The sequence below is a fragment of the Acinetobacter sp. UBA3106 genome (assembly GCA_002365595.1).
In the GTDB taxonomy this organism is placed as follows: Bacteria; Pseudomonadota; Gammaproteobacteria; order Pseudomonadales; family Moraxellaceae; genus Acinetobacter.
Map to the genome: position 1 here is coordinate 11,730 of DFAM01000006.1, position 14,822 is coordinate 26,551.

Sequence of the window (14,822 nt, forward strand, 5' to 3'; positions counted from 1 at the left end):
GTCAGTTGATCTGACTGGTTTTTTATTTATGTATGCACGAAAAGAAAAAAATTGCTTTTAGAACAATTTTAAAAAAAATATGAACAGTGTAGGAATAATGGTAAAAATATTGAACTAGGTTTCTTTTGTAAAATGAATAAATTAGAAATAAAAAAGAATAGAGTAATTATCACTTGACCAAAATAGAAGAGTATTAGATTCTTGTTTTAATTGATTGTTTTTATAATTACTCTTTAAAAGATAAAAATTTTTTAATTGTATAAAGAGTATGAATCACGTGGATTAAAACAAGAAAGATAACTTATACGGAACTAAATATGGTTCATATACATTATGATTTTAGCCTGGTAATTGCTTCGATAGTTGTGGCTATTTTGGCCTGTTATTTTACAATTTCCCTTGAACAATTATTATTTCGTGGCTTGGGTCAGAAATATGAAAAAATGCTGCTCATCATTAGCGGTCTGATGCTCGGGGCCGCAATTTGGTGTATGCACTTTGCCGGCATGCTCGCTTGTCATTTACCGGCAGATTACTCTTTTGATTATGGACTTACTTTTGTTTCGTATGTGATTGCATTTATGGCATCAACTTTTGCCATTTGGTTGACTACCAGAGAAACCTTACCTTTTGGCCGGCTTGTTTTAGGTGCGGTACTGATGGGGATGGGAATTGCCGGAATGCACTATACCGGCCTGATGGGACTGGTCGTAAATCAGCATCGCCTTTATTACGATCCTCTGCTGACCATTTTTTCCGTTTTAATTGCAATAGCGGGGGCAGGTTTAACGTTCTGGCTCACCTTTAAATATAAAAATGCAGCACAAAAAAAGCTGATGATCAAGATTTCCCTGGTATTGATGATGGCGCTGACCATTGTTGGGATGCACTATGTCGGGATGGGGGCAATTGTTTTTTATGCTATTGCGGCAGATCAGCCGGTTACACATTATCAAACCGGGCAAGGACTAATTTTATTATGTGTTATTTTAGTTACCAGCTTAATTTTTCTTGCTGCATTATGTGTTGCGGTAATGGAACAAAAACTGGAAATCCGAAATAAACAGCTTTCTAAAGCTAATCGAGAGCTTGCCAATCAGGCCGTACAGGACAATTTAACCAAATTACCCAACCGTTTATTCCTGGCAGAATATTCACATTTTTTATTTACCGATCATCGTTATAGCGATAATAAAATTGCTTTTATTTATATAGATCTAGACCGGTTTAAAGCGGTGAATGATGTCTTTGGACATCATGTGGGTGATCAATTGCTGGTGCAACTGGCTACCCGTATTCAGCATCACCTGAAGCAAAATGAAAAACTGCTCCGTATTGGGGGAGATGAGTTTTTGATGGTGCTGGAACAGGCCACTATCGATCAGGCAATTGCAAAAGCAGAACAGCTATTGGGGCAGATTCAGGGCAGTTTCTTAATCGCAGGGAAAGAGATTAATATTTCCTGCAGTATTGGTATAGCCATGTATCCAGATCATGGCAATAATTTGCAGGATCTGCTGATTAATGCCGATGCAGCCATGTTAATGTCAAAATATCAAGGCAGAAACACATATTCCGTTTTTAGTTACAGTGTCGATCAACAGGAAACCAAAAGTCAGACCAAACTCATTAATGATCTGTATAAGGCAGTTGAGGAACAACAATTTGTTCTGTTTTATCAGCCCAAATTTACTACTCAAAATTATGCCATTTGTGGGGTAGAAGCCCTGATTCGCTGGAATCATCCAAGTTTGGGAATGTTGACGCCGAACATGTTTATTAGCGGGGCTGAAAAAACCGGACTGATTATTCAAATGGGCTATTGGGCATTAGAGCAAGCCTGTAAGCAAATTCAAATTTGGGAACGAAATGAGTCAAATTATTTTCCTCTTGCGGTGAATTTATCTGCCGTGCAATTTGAGCATAAGCATTTGTTTTCCACGCTGGAAAATTTATTTAATCAATATCAGATTAATCCGAATCATTTGGCTATCGAAATTACAGAATCGACCGCCATGCATCATGTTGATTCGACCATTCGAAGTTTTGAGCGGCTCCGTCAGATGGGTATTAGACTGGCCATTGATGACTTTGGAACCGGACATTCCAGCTTTTTATATTTGAAGAATTTGCCCGTAGATGAATTGAAAATAGATCGCGAATTCATACGCGACCTGGCCGTCGGTTCAAAAGATGAAATGATTTTAGAAAGCATTATTCAATTGGCGATCAAATTGGGTCTGGTGGTCACTGCTGAAGGGGTCGAAACACCGATGCAGGCAGACATACTGACCCGTTTGGGGTGTCAGCAGTTGCAGGGCTTTCTGCTGGGAATGCCGATGGATGTGAAACGTCTGGAAAAAATGGACAAGGCATTATTTACTTAAGATTGATGCGGGCTGAACAAGTTTAGTTCATTTCAAAAGTTTTATGATCTGCTACAATATGGCCAATTTTTTATATTGATCAGTTCTGATCTTTTTGCACTGCCATTCTGCAGTAGGTATCTTTCATGAGTTTTAAAGACGAATTAGCGGCGCAGGTCGCACAGCGACGGACGTTCGCGATTATTTCCCACCCCGATGCTGGTAAAACCACCATGACAGAAAAACTGCTGTTATGGGGTAAGGCAATTCAGGTTGCAGGGATGGTCAAAAGCCGTAAGTCAGATCGTGCTGCAACGTCTGACTGGATGGAAATGGAAAAAGAACGTGGTATTTCGATTACCACTTCTGTGATGCAATTCCCTTATAAAAATCATGTGATTAATCTGTTAGATACTCCGGGGCATGAAGATTTCTCGGAAGATACCTACCGTACCTTGACTGCCGTTGACTCTGCATTAATGGTCATTGACGGTGCAAAAGGGGTCGAAGAACGGACCATTAAATTAATGGAAGTGTGTCGTATGCGCGACACCCCGATTATCTCTTTCGTTAACAAAATGGACCGCGAAATCCGTGAGCCATTAGAACTCCTTGATGAAATTGAAAGTGTTCTGAAAATTCGCTGTGTACCGCTTACCTGGCCAATGGGTACAGGCCGTGATTTTGCCGGCGTGTATAACATCCTCGAAGAAAAATTCTATGTTTATAAAGCCGGTTTTGGATCGACCATTACCGAGATTGAAATCCGTGATGGCTATGACCATGCTGACTTGCGTGAAAAAGTGGGTGAGCTGGCATTTGCTGCTTTCGAAGAGTCTTTGGAACTGGTGCAGATGGCCAATGATCCATTAGATCAGGAAGAATTCCTGGCGGGTCGTCAAACACCGGTACTGTTCGGTACCGCATTGGGTAACTTTGCAGTCGATCATGTCTTGAATGCTTTTATTCAATGGGCACCAAAACCGAAAGCGCATCCTACCCATGAACGTGCGGTAGAAGCGACTGAAGAGGGCTTTACCGGTTTTGTTTTCAAAATTCAGGCTAATATGGATCCAAAACACCGTGACCGTATTGCATTCATGCGTATCTGTTCGGGTAAGTATGAAAAAGGCTTGAAAATGAATCATGTTCGTTTAGGGAAGGATGTACGGATCAGTGATGCCTTGACCTTCCTGGCGGGTGAGCGCGAGCAGCTGGAAGAAGCATGGCCTGGGGATATCATTGGTTTGCATAACCACGGTACCATCCAGATTGGCGATACCTTTACTTCAGGTGAAAACCTGCATTTCACCGGTATTCCACACTTCGCACCGGAAATGTTCCGCCGTGTACGTTTAAAAGATCCTTTGAAATCTAAACAGTTGCAAAAGGGTTTAAAAGAACTTTCAGAAGAAGGTGCTACTCAGGTATTCATGCCACAAGTTAACAATGATCTAATCGTGGGCGCAGTCGGTGTGCTACAGTTTGATGTGGTGGCGTATCGTCTGAAAGAAGAATACAAGGTTGATTGTGTTTACGAGCCTGTGAACATCAATACCGTACGTTGGGTTTCATGTGATGATGAAAAGAAATTCAACGAATTCAAGAAAAAGGCACATGATCAGTTATCCTTAGATGGTGGTGGTCATTTGACTTATCTGGCGCCAAGTCGTGTGAATTTGCAATTGATGCAAGAGCGTTATCCGGATATCCAGTTCCGTGCGACACGCGAGCACTAAAATAACCAAAAATAAAACAGCTTCTTTATGAAGCTGTTTTATTAAAATCCTTCAGATAAATGAATTACTAAAGAAGAAGAGTAGTGAGCATGAACGGGAAAATAGGAGCTGCATCCGTAATCGCCATTGGTCTGATGCTCAGTGCCTGTGATGCTTCAAAACAAGACTCCAAACAACAAGATCAAGAGCAGTCGCCCGCTTCGGTCATTAAAATCGAGAAGGCTGATGTGTTGCCGTATTTAAATATTCAGGAACAAGAGGCAAAAATTGCCTTGCCTTTTTGTGAAACCAAGAACTGTATTGACCTGAGTATTCAAACGGTACATACCGAAGATGCCTGGTTAAATGACTGGATTGCCAAGAGTCAAGCCAAAGTCATTCAGGATCAGATTGGACTCAAACAGGAGATGAGTCTTCAACAGGCCATTAATGCCTATGTGAAAAAGTCTGATGCCTGGCAGGATGAATTTTCCAAAAATAAACCCTATGAATTGGCCATGTATACCCGAATTGCCTATCAGCGTAATCAATATGTGTTGATGCAGTTAGGGGTAGATACCAACCAAGAAGGGATTAAAGTTAAAGAACGTTATTACTTTTTTGTGGCAGATCGTAAAAAACAGAAAGCTGTGACTGTATTGGATGTGATTGATTTGAAACAGCAAAGTGTAATGAATGATATTGTGCAGCAGGCCTATCAAAAATGGTTAAAGCAGCAAAAGGCTGAAGTGAAGCAGAAAGCGCCGAAAAAACTGTATTGGGGGCAGGCAGACTGGTTCTTTGATCAGGAAGGGATTGGTTTACATTATCGTACCCATGAAATTGTGAAAGATGGCGCTCAGCTGGATATTTATTTAACTCAGGCGCAAACTCAACAGGTATTGAAAGCTGACGCGTATCAGCATATGTTTTAGTCATCCGGAAAAAATACAGACATCAAGTAAACCTCCATTTACCAAATTTAAGTTTATAGGTCAGATGATGCTAAAAAATAAAACGATATTTACCCTCAGTCTTATTGCTACAGCAATTGCATTAACGGCATGCCAACCTAAACAGCCTGAGCCTAAAGAGGACAAGGCGACCCACTCCCAAGCTGCTCAAGCTGAAGTTTTAAAATTGGCTGGAGACACTGAAAAGTTAACTTTAAATTTGCCTGAATGTGATGGGAATAGTTGCCCTGAAATAAATATTGAGCGTCTTTCCAGTAACCAGGCGTTTATTGATGAATTTATCGATCAAAAAATTTTAAAACAGCTGGATCAAACTTTAGATATTTCGCCAAAAGCGCTGAAGACAGACCAGCAGACGACTGCGGCTGAAAAATCGAAAGATTTAACTCCAGCTCCAGCCGATGAAACTGCTGCATCCACCTCAATTCAAACACCGAAGCAGAAACTGGAACAACAGGTTGCGCCTTATCTGACCACATTCTTATCACTCGATAAAGAGCTCAAAGCCTTAAGTGCCAATCATCAGATTAGTCTGATGATTAAACCGAAAATTCTCAATGCAGGCCAACCTTTGGCAACCGTGGTGTTAAATTCCAGTAGTTATTTGGGCGGCGCGCATGGATCATCTTCACAGCACTATTATAATTTTGACCTGAAAAAGAAAAAATTAGTCGAACTGGATGATATTTTGGCACCCAACCAGAAAGCCGCACTGGAACAAAAAGCCCATGAAGAGTTCAAGCGCTGGGTCATCGATTCCAAACTGGCCAACAGTGTGGACGAATACGAACAGGCATGGAAATTTACGTTATCGGATAATTTCTATTTATCGAATCAGGGCCTGATTTTACAATATGACGAATATGAAATCGGACCTTATGTGGTGGGATTGCCACGTTTAACCATTCCATATGCGCAGTTGCAAACCGTGTTGAAGAAAGCTTATTTGCCTCAGGCTGAAGTCAAAAATGATGCTGCATCAACAAGTACGCCTGTGGCAAATAAAGCCCAATCTTGATGTCTTATTCACTGTTTGATACCCACACCCATTTTGATGTTCCCGATTTCGATGCGGATCGGGAACAACTGGCGCATGCGGCAAAGGCAGTGGGGGTTGAACGCTTAATTCTGATTGGTTTTGTCCAGTCGCGCTTTCAGGATCTGCTCTACAGTCAGCATTTTCTCAATCAATTAAAAGATGCACCACAAAGTTATCTGGCGCCGGGCTTGCATCCTTTTTATATTGAACAGCATCAAACCTCACATCTTGCAGATTTAGAATTATTATTAAAAACAGAAAATTGTGTCGCGGTTGGTGAAATTGGCCTAGATACTTTTTTGAAGCAGCACAAGCAGGCTGAACTTTTTCAGAAGCAACAAGATTTTTTTGCTGCACAGCTCGAGTTGGCGCAAAAGTATAATAAACCGGTGTTGTTGCATATCCGGAAATCACATGCAGAAACACTGGCCCTATTAAAACAGCAGCAATTTAGTCTAGGTGGGATTGCGCATGCATTTAGTGGCGGGATAGAAGAAGCCAAGGCCTTTATTAAACTCGGTTTTAAAATAGGTGTCACCGGACAAATTACCAATCCGAATGCCAAAAAACTGCATCGAGTCGTTCAGGCCATTGGTGCTGAACATCTGGTTTTGGAAACCGACTGTCCCGATATGACGCCTTTATGCTGTCAAAGTTCTACTGAGCATCGAACACGCAATACGCCAGTCAATTTACCTTATGTGTTGGATGGATTGGCGCAAACGCTGAATATGGATCAGGCCAGGCTTGCCGCACAGCTGTGGCAGAATTCCTTTGATGCATTAAGACTAGGGTCATAAAAGCTATTATAAAATCACCTTTTATCGATAAATATTCGTATTTAGGCACATGCTTTGCTATGAATAGAGCTTGATGGATAAACGTTCTTTTTTTGCAATGCTAAAAAATCCATTTTCTATACTTAAAAGCTGTCTATACTATTTTTAAAATCTAAATGACAAGAATGAGCGAATTATGCAAAGTAATAACCCCATTTTGACCCGGGTGGAAACCCATAGCGATTTTAACAACACCATGACGGTGCAAGGTGCGATTCAAAAATCGGTGCTTTTGACAGTCATTGCTGCTGTGGTTGGTTTATCACTGTTTTTATATAGCTTTATGACCCTGAATATCTCGATTGCCTATTCCGCTGCCATAGTGGGTGCAATCGGTGGATTTATTCTGGCGTTGATTACTACCTTCAAGCCGAACACTGCACCAACCTTGGCCATTCCTTATGCGCTGTTTGAAGGGGCATTTTTAGGCGGAATTTCGGTGGTATTCCAGCTAAAATTTCCTGGAGTTCCTTTACAAGCCTTGCTAGCTACCTTTATCACTACCTTGGTGATGTTTGGCCTGTATCGCTTTCAGATTATTCGTGCCACAGAAAAATTTAAAGCGGTGGTGATGTCTGCTTCCATTGCCATTGCTATGGTATTTGTAGTGCAAATGGTCATGGCTTTGGCGTTTGGCTCAAGTATTCCTTACATTTTTGAAAGCAACTGGTTGGGGATTGGCTTTGCTGCATTTGTCGCAGTGATTGCTTCTTTAAACCTGATTCTGGATTTTGACCTGATTGAATCCTCTGCTGCACAATATGCACCAAAAGCAATGGAATGGTTATGTGGCATTGCCATGTTGGCGACTTTGGTGTGGATGTATTACTCCTTCCTGCGTTTGCTAGGAATGCTATCAGGAGATGATTAATCCTTTTCACCATGTCGATTAGCTAAATACGAGATCAATCCGAAAATGCTCCCCAATGATGGAGCATTTTTTATGGTTTTTACACAACAGGTTAAAAAAAGGCGCATTATGCAATTTCGCAAATGCTCCAGAGTTGGCATTATGCTGGTAAATTATTTTGAGTGAGATTCACATGGCACAAGGACTATTGGCGGGTAAGCGTTTTCTCATTGCGGGTATTGCAAGTAAATTATCGATCGCATTTGGTATTGCTCAAGCCTTACACCGTGAAGGTGCTGAATTGGCATTTACCTATCCGAATGAAAAATTAAAAAAACGTGTTGATGACTTTGCTGAACAATTTGGTTCAAATCTGGTTTTCCCTTGTGACGTGGCGGTAGATGCTGAAATTGACCAGGCTTTTGCAGAATTGGCAAAACATTGGGATGGTTTAGATGGTGTGGTTCATTCAATCGGCTTTGCACCAGCGCATACTTTAGATGGTGATTTTACCGATGTTACCGATCGTGAAGGTTTTAACATTGCCCATGACATCAGTGCTTACAGCTTTATTGCCATGGCACGTGCAGCTAAACCTTTGCTTAAAGTTCGCCAAGGCTGCTTGCTAACGTTGACTTATCAAGGTTCTGAACGTGTTATGCCGAATTACAACGTCATGGGTATGGCTAAAGCTTCTTTGGAAGCGGGTGTACGTTATTTGGCGTCTAGCTTGGGTAGTGAAGGCATTCGTGTAAATGCGATTTCAGCAGGTCCAATCCGTACCTTGGCTGCTTCAGGCATCAAGTCTTTCCGTAAAATGCTCGACCTGAATGAAAAAGTTGCACCACTTAAACGTAATGTAACCATTGAAGATGTCGGTAATGCCGCATTATTCCTGTGCTCTCCTTGGGCGAATGGTATTACCGGCGAAATCATGTATGTTGATGCCGGCTTTAATACTGTGGGTATGAGCGCCGATTTAATGATGGATGGTGAATAAATTCATCTAAAAGCTCCTCCCTTTTTTAAAGAGAGGTTGGGAGGGATTCTGTAATCTCCCCAAACCTCTCTTCCACAGGGAAATGAAGGGTGCTGTTCTCATAAAGAGGGAACTGTTAAAAATCCCCCTCATTCCCCCTTTGGCAAAGGGGGAGGCTTTAAAAAGCCAATAAAAAAGACCGCATTTGCGGTCTTTTTTACATTCAGGCTTAAGCGATTAAGCCTGACCTTCAGCAGCGGCTGCTTGAGCACGTTGCATGTTTGCTTCAAATTCAGCATCGAAGTTAATTGGTGTAAGCAGCAATTGCGGGAAGCTGCCTTTAGTGACCATATCATTCACTGCTTCACGTAAGAACGGGAACAGGATATTTGGGCAGTAAGCGCCAAGAATATATGGAAGGCGTTCTTCTTCAACGCCATCAATCAGGAAAATACCAGCTTGAGTCACATCTACGATAAATGCAGTATCGCCTGCATTATTCGCTTGAACAACCACTTGTAAGGCCACTTCGTAATGCGTTGCATCAATTTTTTCTGCAGAAGAAGACAGATTGATATTTAATTCCGGCTGCCATTCCTTGGTAAAAACTTGCGCCCCAGGTACTTCAAAAGAAATATCTTTAGTATAAATACGTTCTAGTGCTAATTGCGGTTGAGCTTGTTGTTCACTCATTCTTTAATCCTTAATATGAAGAGGTGACTTAATAAAATGTTAAGCCAATAATTCGTTTAATTTTCCTTCACGCTCTAGAGCATAAAGTTGGTCAAAACCACCAATAAATTGGTCGTTAATAAAAATTTGTGGGACAGTACGGTGATTGGTGCGCTGCATCAATTCAACACGTACTTCAGGCGCTTCGTTAGATAAGTTAATTTCTTTATATTGAATGCCTTTACGCTCAAGAAGTTGTTTTGCGCGAATGCAATAAGGGCATACGGTGGTGGAATAAATAATTACTTCAGCCATTCAAATTCTCCAAGCGTATTATTTGCTTTTAATCAGGGGTAAACCTTGAACTTTCCAGTTGTTGATCCCGCCATCTAAACGATAGCTGTCAGCATGACCGACTTGTTGTAAAGCAGTACCTGCGATTTGTCCCAGGTTACAAATAAATACCAGGGGTTGCTCCGCAGATTTTAACTCTTCGATATGACTTGCAATCTGGCTGTATGGAATATTACGGCTACCGCTGATATGACCTTCACGGAAATCTTTGGCATCACGTAAATCAATCAGCATGGCATTTTTAGCTTTCACTAAAATGCCTAAAGATTGTGGTGAAATTTTACGACCATTGCGTTGTCCTTCTAAAACAAAGAACAAAACAACCAACGCCCCAAGTGTTCCAAACAAGAAGGGGTGATTACCCATAAATTCGAACCAACGTTCCACAAGTCACCTAATTACAATTCAAAATTGCGTAGAGTATAGCCTATAAATATGGCGATCAAAATCACCGCTTCAAGGGCTAAGGGTTAAGAAAAATTAATTTTTTTGCTGCGCTTCGGTAATTTCATCAATTAAACGCAAATAACTATCTAAACGGCGTTGCAAGATTTCACCCGACTCGGCTGCCTGACGCAAAGCGCATTGTTTTTCATGCTTATGCGTACAGTTGCGGAACTGGCAATGTCCGAGCAGATTTTCAATTTCAGGAAAACCGTGCTGCACCTTGTCTAGTTCCAAATGCCATAAACCGAATTCACGAATTCCCGGCGAGTCAATCAGTGCCGCACCTTCACCAAATGCAATTAAGCGGGTAGATGTGGTGGTGTGTTGACCAAGGGCCGAGTTTTCCGAAATGATATTGGTTTTTTGTGCGGCATCTGGAACCATGGCATTAATCAGTGAGCTTTTGCCAACGCCCGACTGACCGACAAAGGCCACGGTTTCACCGGCTAGGCGTTTTGCTAGTTCAGTTAAATCACCATCCGATTGAGTTTGCATCACTTCATAACCTAAGGCCTGATATTCTTTGACCAAGTCTAAAATTGGGTCATTTTCTTTAATTAAATCAGATTTATTGAGTACCAGAAGTGCCGGAATGTCTGCATCGGCACAGGCCACCAGATAGCGGTCAATTAAACTCGGTGCAACTTCCGGGAAAGATGCAAAAACAATCACGATCAGGCTGACATTGGCTGCGACCGGTTTGACCTTGTGATAACGGTCAGGACGGGTCAGCAAGGACTGGCGAGGGTGAATGGCGGTAATGATACCCAGACCGGTATTCGGATCGGCCTGCCATTTAACCCGGTCACCTGTGACCAGCGCTTCCAGATTGGTACGGGTATGACAGCGCCATACACTGCCGACTTCAATCGGTTTCCAAAAAGGTTCTGGTTCACCTGCTGCAACGACAGGCTTGACCGGATGCTCATCAGGCGTTGAGAGGGCTTGCACCTCAAGTTGACGACCATAGTGCTGAACCACCAAGCCTTCTAGGTCACTTGAAGTGTCGATTTCTTCTTGACGTGTTTGATGTTGTTTCTGAATGCGACGTTGCTGCTGTTCAGTTAAACGACGTTTACGAATTAAAGCCATTCATATCCTAAAAAAAGCATGGACTAAGAATGGCAAAAATAGCATGAAGCGGGGTAGGAGTTACAGCCAAGTTGCAATAAATTTGCTACTATAGCGGTTTTTAAGCCTAATAAGATTGCACATTTATGAGCAGCACTCCTGATACCCGCCTGATTTGGATTGACCTGGAAATGACAGGTCTGGATACAGATAACGACCAAATTATTGAAGTTGCAACCATTGTGACTGACGATAACCTGAATATTCTGGCGGAAGGTCCGGTGCTCGCTGTGCATCAGTCGGATCGCGTACTCAATGCAATGGATGAGTGGAATACCCGTCAGCATGGACAGTCAGGTTTAATTGAGCGGGTACGCCGCAGTAAATTGACCGCGCAAGATGCCGAACAGCAAACCCTGGAATTTCTAAAAAAATGGGTTAATCCAAAATCATCTCCAATGTGTGGTAACTCGATTTGCCAGGACCGCCGTTTCTTGCACCGTTTAATGCCGGAAATGGAACAGTTCTTCCATTACCGTAACCTGGACGTATCTTCAGTGAAAGAGCTGGCAAAACGCTGGCGTCCAGAAATTATGAGCGGCTTGAAAAAGAATGCTTCACACCTGGCGATGGATGACATCCGCGATTCGATTGCAGAGCTTAAATATTATCGTGAATATTTTTTCATTATGAATAAGTAACAGGATTCTTTCATCATGCTTTTTAGTTCTTCCTCTGGGAGAAAAATAAAGAGAGCATAAACAGTGATGAAAGAGGAGTGAACAGGGTTCAAAGAAAAAGGGGCGAAAGCCTCTTTTTTATGCTTTGTTATAACTGCTGAACGATTCCGAAGAGATAGGTTATCGGATTCAGCTGGAATTTGATAAAATGCAGCGGTGTTTTTTTAGATGTTAGATGACGAATGACTGATCTTCCTGAAGATGATGAATATGAGCGCCGTTTTGCCGGGGTGGAAAAAATTTATGGAGATGAGGCTTTTCGTCACTACGAACACAGTCATGTGATAGTGATCGGGATTGGTGGCGTCGGTTCCTGGGCGGTTGAAGCCCTGGCACGTAGCGGTATTGGTGAACTCACCCTGATTGATATGGATGTGGTGGCTGCATCGAATATTAACCGTCAATTACCGGCCATGGGCTCGACCTTGGGCCGGGAAAAAATTGAAGTGATGGCTGAGCGCTGTCATTCGATTAATCCACGGATCAAGATTAATCTGGTGGATGATTACTTAACCCCAGACAATGTCCAAGAACTGTTGGCCAACGCCCCCGATGTCGTTCTCGATTGTATTGATGACGTTAAAGCCAAACTGGCGTTAATGCTGCATTGCCGCTTTAACAAAATTCCTCTAATTGTGTCGGGCGGGGCTGGCGGAAAACTGGATCCTTTAAAAATCCGTGTTGCCGATTTGTCTAAAACTGAACAAGACCCAATGCTGGCGAAACTGCGTAGTCAGTTACGTGCCAAGGGGATTTGCAAAAAGCCCAAAGAAAAATTTGGCATTAGCTGCGTTTATTCGGTTGATAATCCATTTTCAGGCGCAGAGGTGTGTGCCAGTGCCGGCTTGCGCTGTGGCGGATATGGCTCGGCTGTAGTGGTGACTTCAAGTTTTGCCATGGTGGCCGTGGCAGAAGTATTAAAAAAACTGGCATTGAAAAAGCCTAAAACTGAAACTGCTCCATCAGTTTAAACAGAAAAAAAGATGAAGATGGATGAACGCGATTCTAGCTATTCGGGTTCATTCAAACTTTGTATATAAAATAAAAATGCATAAATCACGTATAAATTTATTCAACCTACTTCAACAAAAAAGCCAAAGTATTTTTCTATTATTTGACCTAAAAATACCACTTATGAATCTGGATCATTTTATTGAATTGCTAAAGGCTACATCATGATGAAACGCATTAATGTGGTCGGGACATCTGCATCGGGTAAAACCACATTTTCCAAGGCGATTGCAGAAAAACTCGGGCTACAGCACATTGAGCTGGATGATCTGTTCTGGCAGGACAACTGGCAACAAAGTGCAGATGAGGTGTTCCTGGCTAAATTGACGACACAAATGAATCACACAGTAACGGGTTATGTGATTGACGGCAATTACTCGCGAAGCATTCCGGTGAAATGGCGCGAGGTTGATGTGGTAATCTGGCTGGACATTCCCTTTCATGTCAATATGTGGCAATCGCTAAAGCGGGCAATACAACGTGCAGTAACGGGCCGAACACTTTGGCCAAGTTCCAATAACACAGAAAGTTTCGGTCGAATGTTAAGCCGGGATTCAATTATCTGGTGAATGATCAAAACCCACCAGAAAAACCGGAAAAAATATTTGAGCATGATGGAGGATCCGCAGTATCAGCATATTCGCTGGATCCATTTGAAATCCTCCAGACAGGCTCAGCAGTTTTTAGCCGCTTTATAAAAATTAAAGCCCAAAATAGTAAGCTAGTACACAAATGATGATTGTCAGCAAAATCAGTTTGATGACCCCGGATGTGCCCACCTTATGTGAGGTATGTGCAGGATGGCTTTTTAGCTGTGCTGTGCTAGGCGGAATAGCCGCTGCACCATCCAGAGGGTTGGCAACTTCAACTTTGGTCAGTCGTGCGGACTGATAATGATTGGCAACTTTAACAATAAATTTTGCAGTTAAATCGTCCAGCTTCTGTGAGAAATGGCGTAAATTCAGCTGTTCTTCGGGTGTTAGTTCACTACCATCGGCATGATAAGGATGCTGCTGTTGTTGTCTAATATAACCAGATAAAGCCTCTAAACGATGTAAGGTAATATGTGCATAATCTGCCTGATACTCACCTGGCAGTAAAGGCAGATATTTAGTCTCTAACAATGGTGAGCCATCCGCATTTTCGCTTGCAGTTTTCGGGATGCCATAATAAGGATAGTCGCGATTTGCAGGTTCAATAAAGCCCTGCGCAAACTTGCTGTCGAATAATTCATTATTGGTATAAATCTGAATGTCATCCCAATTCGGCTGTTGCAGATCGGCCTCAATACGTTTTGCCAGTTTTGAGTTTAGCTCGAAACGCCAGAAGGTTTCCTGACGGCACTGTTCCTGCTGCGGCTTGGGTGCTTCATAGTCATGATCGGCGCTATACCATTCAGCTAATTCCTTGCCAAAAATCCAGGCGGTCTTTTTATTCTGCTCGTGACTGACAATAAAATGCGGAATGGCAAGCAATTCGATATTGGCATTCGGGTTTTGCTCATCATTTAATAAACTGGAACTATGCAGGCTGATGCGCTGAGTTCCTCGTTTTTTCAGGCCTTCCAGCCAGATTTGAAAATGCTGGGCCAGTAAATGCTGTGACATCAGATCACGGAAACGTAAATTATGCTGGTTAAAAATGGCATGTTGTACCCAATGAGTAAAACTCAAATTTTGGCGGAGATACTCATTGCCATATGTAACCAATGTCAGTTGTTGTTTCCAAATTTGATCGAGTGCCATTGTTATTGATCTCATAA

14 protein-coding genes and 1 pseudogene are annotated in these 14,822 nt (G+C 42.2%); 10 read left to right on the forward strand and 5 right to left on the reverse strand.

Translation table 11 applies throughout. The features are described from left to right. The first annotated feature begins 317 nt into the window (after positions 1 to 317). The 7 genes from B4C48_RS01860 (at position 318) to B4C48_RS01890 (ending at position 8,786) form a co-directional block, all read left to right on the forward strand. Positions 318 to 2,387, forward strand: coding sequence for a putative bifunctional diguanylate cyclase/phosphodiesterase (locus B4C48_RS01860; RefSeq protein WP_291353691.1), 2,070 nt, complete (start codon positions 318 to 320; stop codon positions 2,385 to 2,387). 125 nt (positions 2,388 to 2,512) lie between these two features. Further along, the gene (locus tag B4C48_RS01865) at positions 2,513 to 4,105 is read left to right on the forward strand and encodes a peptide chain release factor 3 (RefSeq protein WP_291353693.1); all 1,593 of its coding nucleotides are present in this window, start codon (positions 2,513 to 2,515) and stop codon (positions 4,103 to 4,105) included. Positions 4,106 to 4,194: 89 nt separating this feature from the next. Beyond that, positions 4,195 to 5,019 carry a hypothetical protein gene (locus B4C48_RS01870; RefSeq protein ID WP_291353695.1) on the forward strand — a complete coding sequence of 275 codons (825 nt, stop codon included), beginning with the start codon at positions 4,195 to 4,197 and terminating at the stop codon, positions 5,017 to 5,019. Positions 5,020 to 5,086: 67 nt separating this feature from the next. Then, complete coding sequence (locus tag B4C48_RS01875) at positions 5,087 to 6,076, forward strand: RsiV family protein (RefSeq protein ID WP_291353697.1); 990 nt, start codon at positions 5,087 to 5,089, stop codon at positions 6,074 to 6,076. Continuing rightward, on the forward strand, positions 6,076 to 6,897 hold the full coding sequence (locus B4C48_RS01880; protein WP_291353699.1) for a TatD family hydrolase: 822 nt from the start codon (positions 6,076 to 6,078) through the stop codon (positions 6,895 to 6,897). The genes B4C48_RS01875 and B4C48_RS01880 overlap by 1 nt, the downstream gene beginning before the upstream one ends. A gap of 175 nt (positions 6,898 to 7,072) precedes the next feature. Then, positions 7,073 to 7,807 carry a Bax inhibitor-1/YccA family protein gene (locus tag B4C48_RS01885; RefSeq protein WP_291353701.1) on the forward strand — a complete coding sequence of 245 codons (735 nt, stop codon included), beginning with the start codon at positions 7,073 to 7,075 and terminating at the stop codon, positions 7,805 to 7,807. Positions 7,808 to 7,979: 172 nt separating this feature from the next. Continuing rightward, entirely contained in the window at positions 7,980 to 8,786 is an 807-nt protein-coding gene (locus B4C48_RS01890; protein ID WP_291353703.1) for an enoyl-ACP reductase FabI, read from the forward strand. Between the two features lie 216 nt (positions 8,787 to 9,002). Here B4C48_RS01890 and secB read toward each other — a convergent pair whose 3' ends face one another. The 4 genes from secB to rsgA form a co-directional block, all read right to left on the reverse strand. After that, entirely contained in the window at positions 9,003 to 9,458 is a 456-nt protein-coding gene (secB, locus tag B4C48_RS01895; protein ID WP_180080903.1) for a protein-export chaperone SecB, read from the reverse strand. A gap of 39 nt (positions 9,459 to 9,497) precedes the next feature. After that, complete coding sequence (gene grxC / locus B4C48_RS01900) at positions 9,498 to 9,752, reverse strand: glutaredoxin 3 (RefSeq protein ID WP_291353706.1); 255 nt, start codon at positions 9,750 to 9,752, stop codon at positions 9,498 to 9,500. 18 nt (positions 9,753 to 9,770) lie between these two features. Further along, positions 9,771 to 10,178, reverse strand: a complete 408-nt coding sequence (locus B4C48_RS01905) for a rhodanese-like domain-containing protein (RefSeq protein WP_291353708.1) — start codon at positions 10,176 to 10,178, stop codon at positions 9,771 to 9,773. Positions 10,179 to 10,271: 93 nt separating this feature from the next. Next, positions 10,272 to 11,330, reverse strand: coding sequence for a small ribosomal subunit biogenesis GTPase RsgA (rsgA, locus tag B4C48_RS01910; protein WP_291353710.1), 1,059 nt, complete (start codon positions 11,328 to 11,330; stop codon positions 10,272 to 10,274). Positions 11,331 to 11,455: 125 nt separating this feature from the next. Here rsgA and orn point away from each other — a divergent pair, with 125 nt between their 5' ends. The 3 genes and pseudogenes from orn to B4C48_RS01925 all read left to right on the forward strand — a co-directional run bounded on the left by orn (position 11,456) and on the right by B4C48_RS01925 (position 13,758). Next, positions 11,456 to 12,010: an oligoribonuclease gene (gene orn / locus B4C48_RS01915; RefSeq protein ID WP_291353712.1), complete on the forward strand. Its 555-nt coding sequence runs from the start codon at positions 11,456 to 11,458 to the stop codon at positions 12,008 to 12,010. A gap of 221 nt (positions 12,011 to 12,231) precedes the next feature. After that, a complete protein-coding gene (locus B4C48_RS01920; protein WP_291353714.1) occupies positions 12,232 to 13,020 on the forward strand; it encodes a tRNA threonylcarbamoyladenosine dehydratase in 789 nt (262 codons plus the stop codon). 207 nt (positions 13,021 to 13,227) lie between these two features. After that, positions 13,228 to 13,758 (forward strand): annotated as a pseudogene (locus tag B4C48_RS01925) (adenylate kinase). A 3-nt stretch (positions 13,759 to 13,761) separates the two neighbouring features. Here B4C48_RS01925 and B4C48_RS01930 read toward each other — a convergent pair. Beyond that, complete coding sequence (locus B4C48_RS01930) at positions 13,762 to 14,805, reverse strand: hypothetical protein (protein WP_291353716.1); 1,044 nt, start codon at positions 14,803 to 14,805, stop codon at positions 13,762 to 13,764. Positions 14,806 to 14,822: the final 17 nt, after the last annotated feature.

Bases quoted from the DNA above. Each gene is read 5' to 3' on its own strand.
- B4C48_RS01860 (WP_291353691.1), top strand. From the start codon at position 318: ATGGTTCATATACATTATGATTTTAGCCTGGTAATTGCTTCGATAGTT.
- B4C48_RS01865 (WP_291353693.1), top strand. From the start codon at position 2,513: ATGAGTTTTAAAGACGAATTAGCGGCGCAGGTCGCACAGCGACGGACG.
- B4C48_RS01870 (WP_291353695.1), top strand. From the start codon at position 4,195: ATGAACGGGAAAATAGGAGCTGCATCCGTAATCGCCATTGGTCTGATG.
- B4C48_RS01875 (WP_291353697.1), top strand. From the start codon at position 5,087: ATGCTAAAAAATAAAACGATATTTACCCTCAGTCTTATTGCTACAGCA.
- B4C48_RS01880 (WP_291353699.1), top strand. From the start codon at position 6,076: ATGTCTTATTCACTGTTTGATACCCACACCCATTTTGATGTTCCCGAT.
- B4C48_RS01885 (WP_291353701.1), top strand. From the start codon at position 7,073: ATGCAAAGTAATAACCCCATTTTGACCCGGGTGGAAACCCATAGCGAT.
- B4C48_RS01890 (WP_291353703.1), top strand. From the start codon at position 7,980: ATGGCACAAGGACTATTGGCGGGTAAGCGTTTTCTCATTGCGGGTATT.
- secB (WP_180080903.1), bottom strand. From the start codon at position 9,458: ATGAGTGAACAACAAGCTCAACCGCAATTAGCACTAGAACGTATTTAT.
- grxC (WP_291353706.1), bottom strand. From the start codon at position 9,752: ATGGCTGAAGTAATTATTTATTCCACCACCGTATGCCCTTATTGCATT.
- rsgA (WP_291353710.1), bottom strand. From the start codon at position 11,330: ATGGCTTTAATTCGTAAACGTCGTTTAACTGAACAGCAGCAACGTCGC.
- orn (WP_291353712.1), top strand. From the start codon at position 11,456: ATGAGCAGCACTCCTGATACCCGCCTGATTTGGATTGACCTGGAAATG.
- B4C48_RS01920 (WP_291353714.1), top strand. From the start codon at position 12,232: ATGACTGATCTTCCTGAAGATGATGAATATGAGCGCCGTTTTGCCGGG.
- B4C48_RS01930 (WP_291353716.1), bottom strand. From the start codon at position 14,805: ATGGCACTCGATCAAATTTGGAAACAACAACTGACATTGGTTACATAT.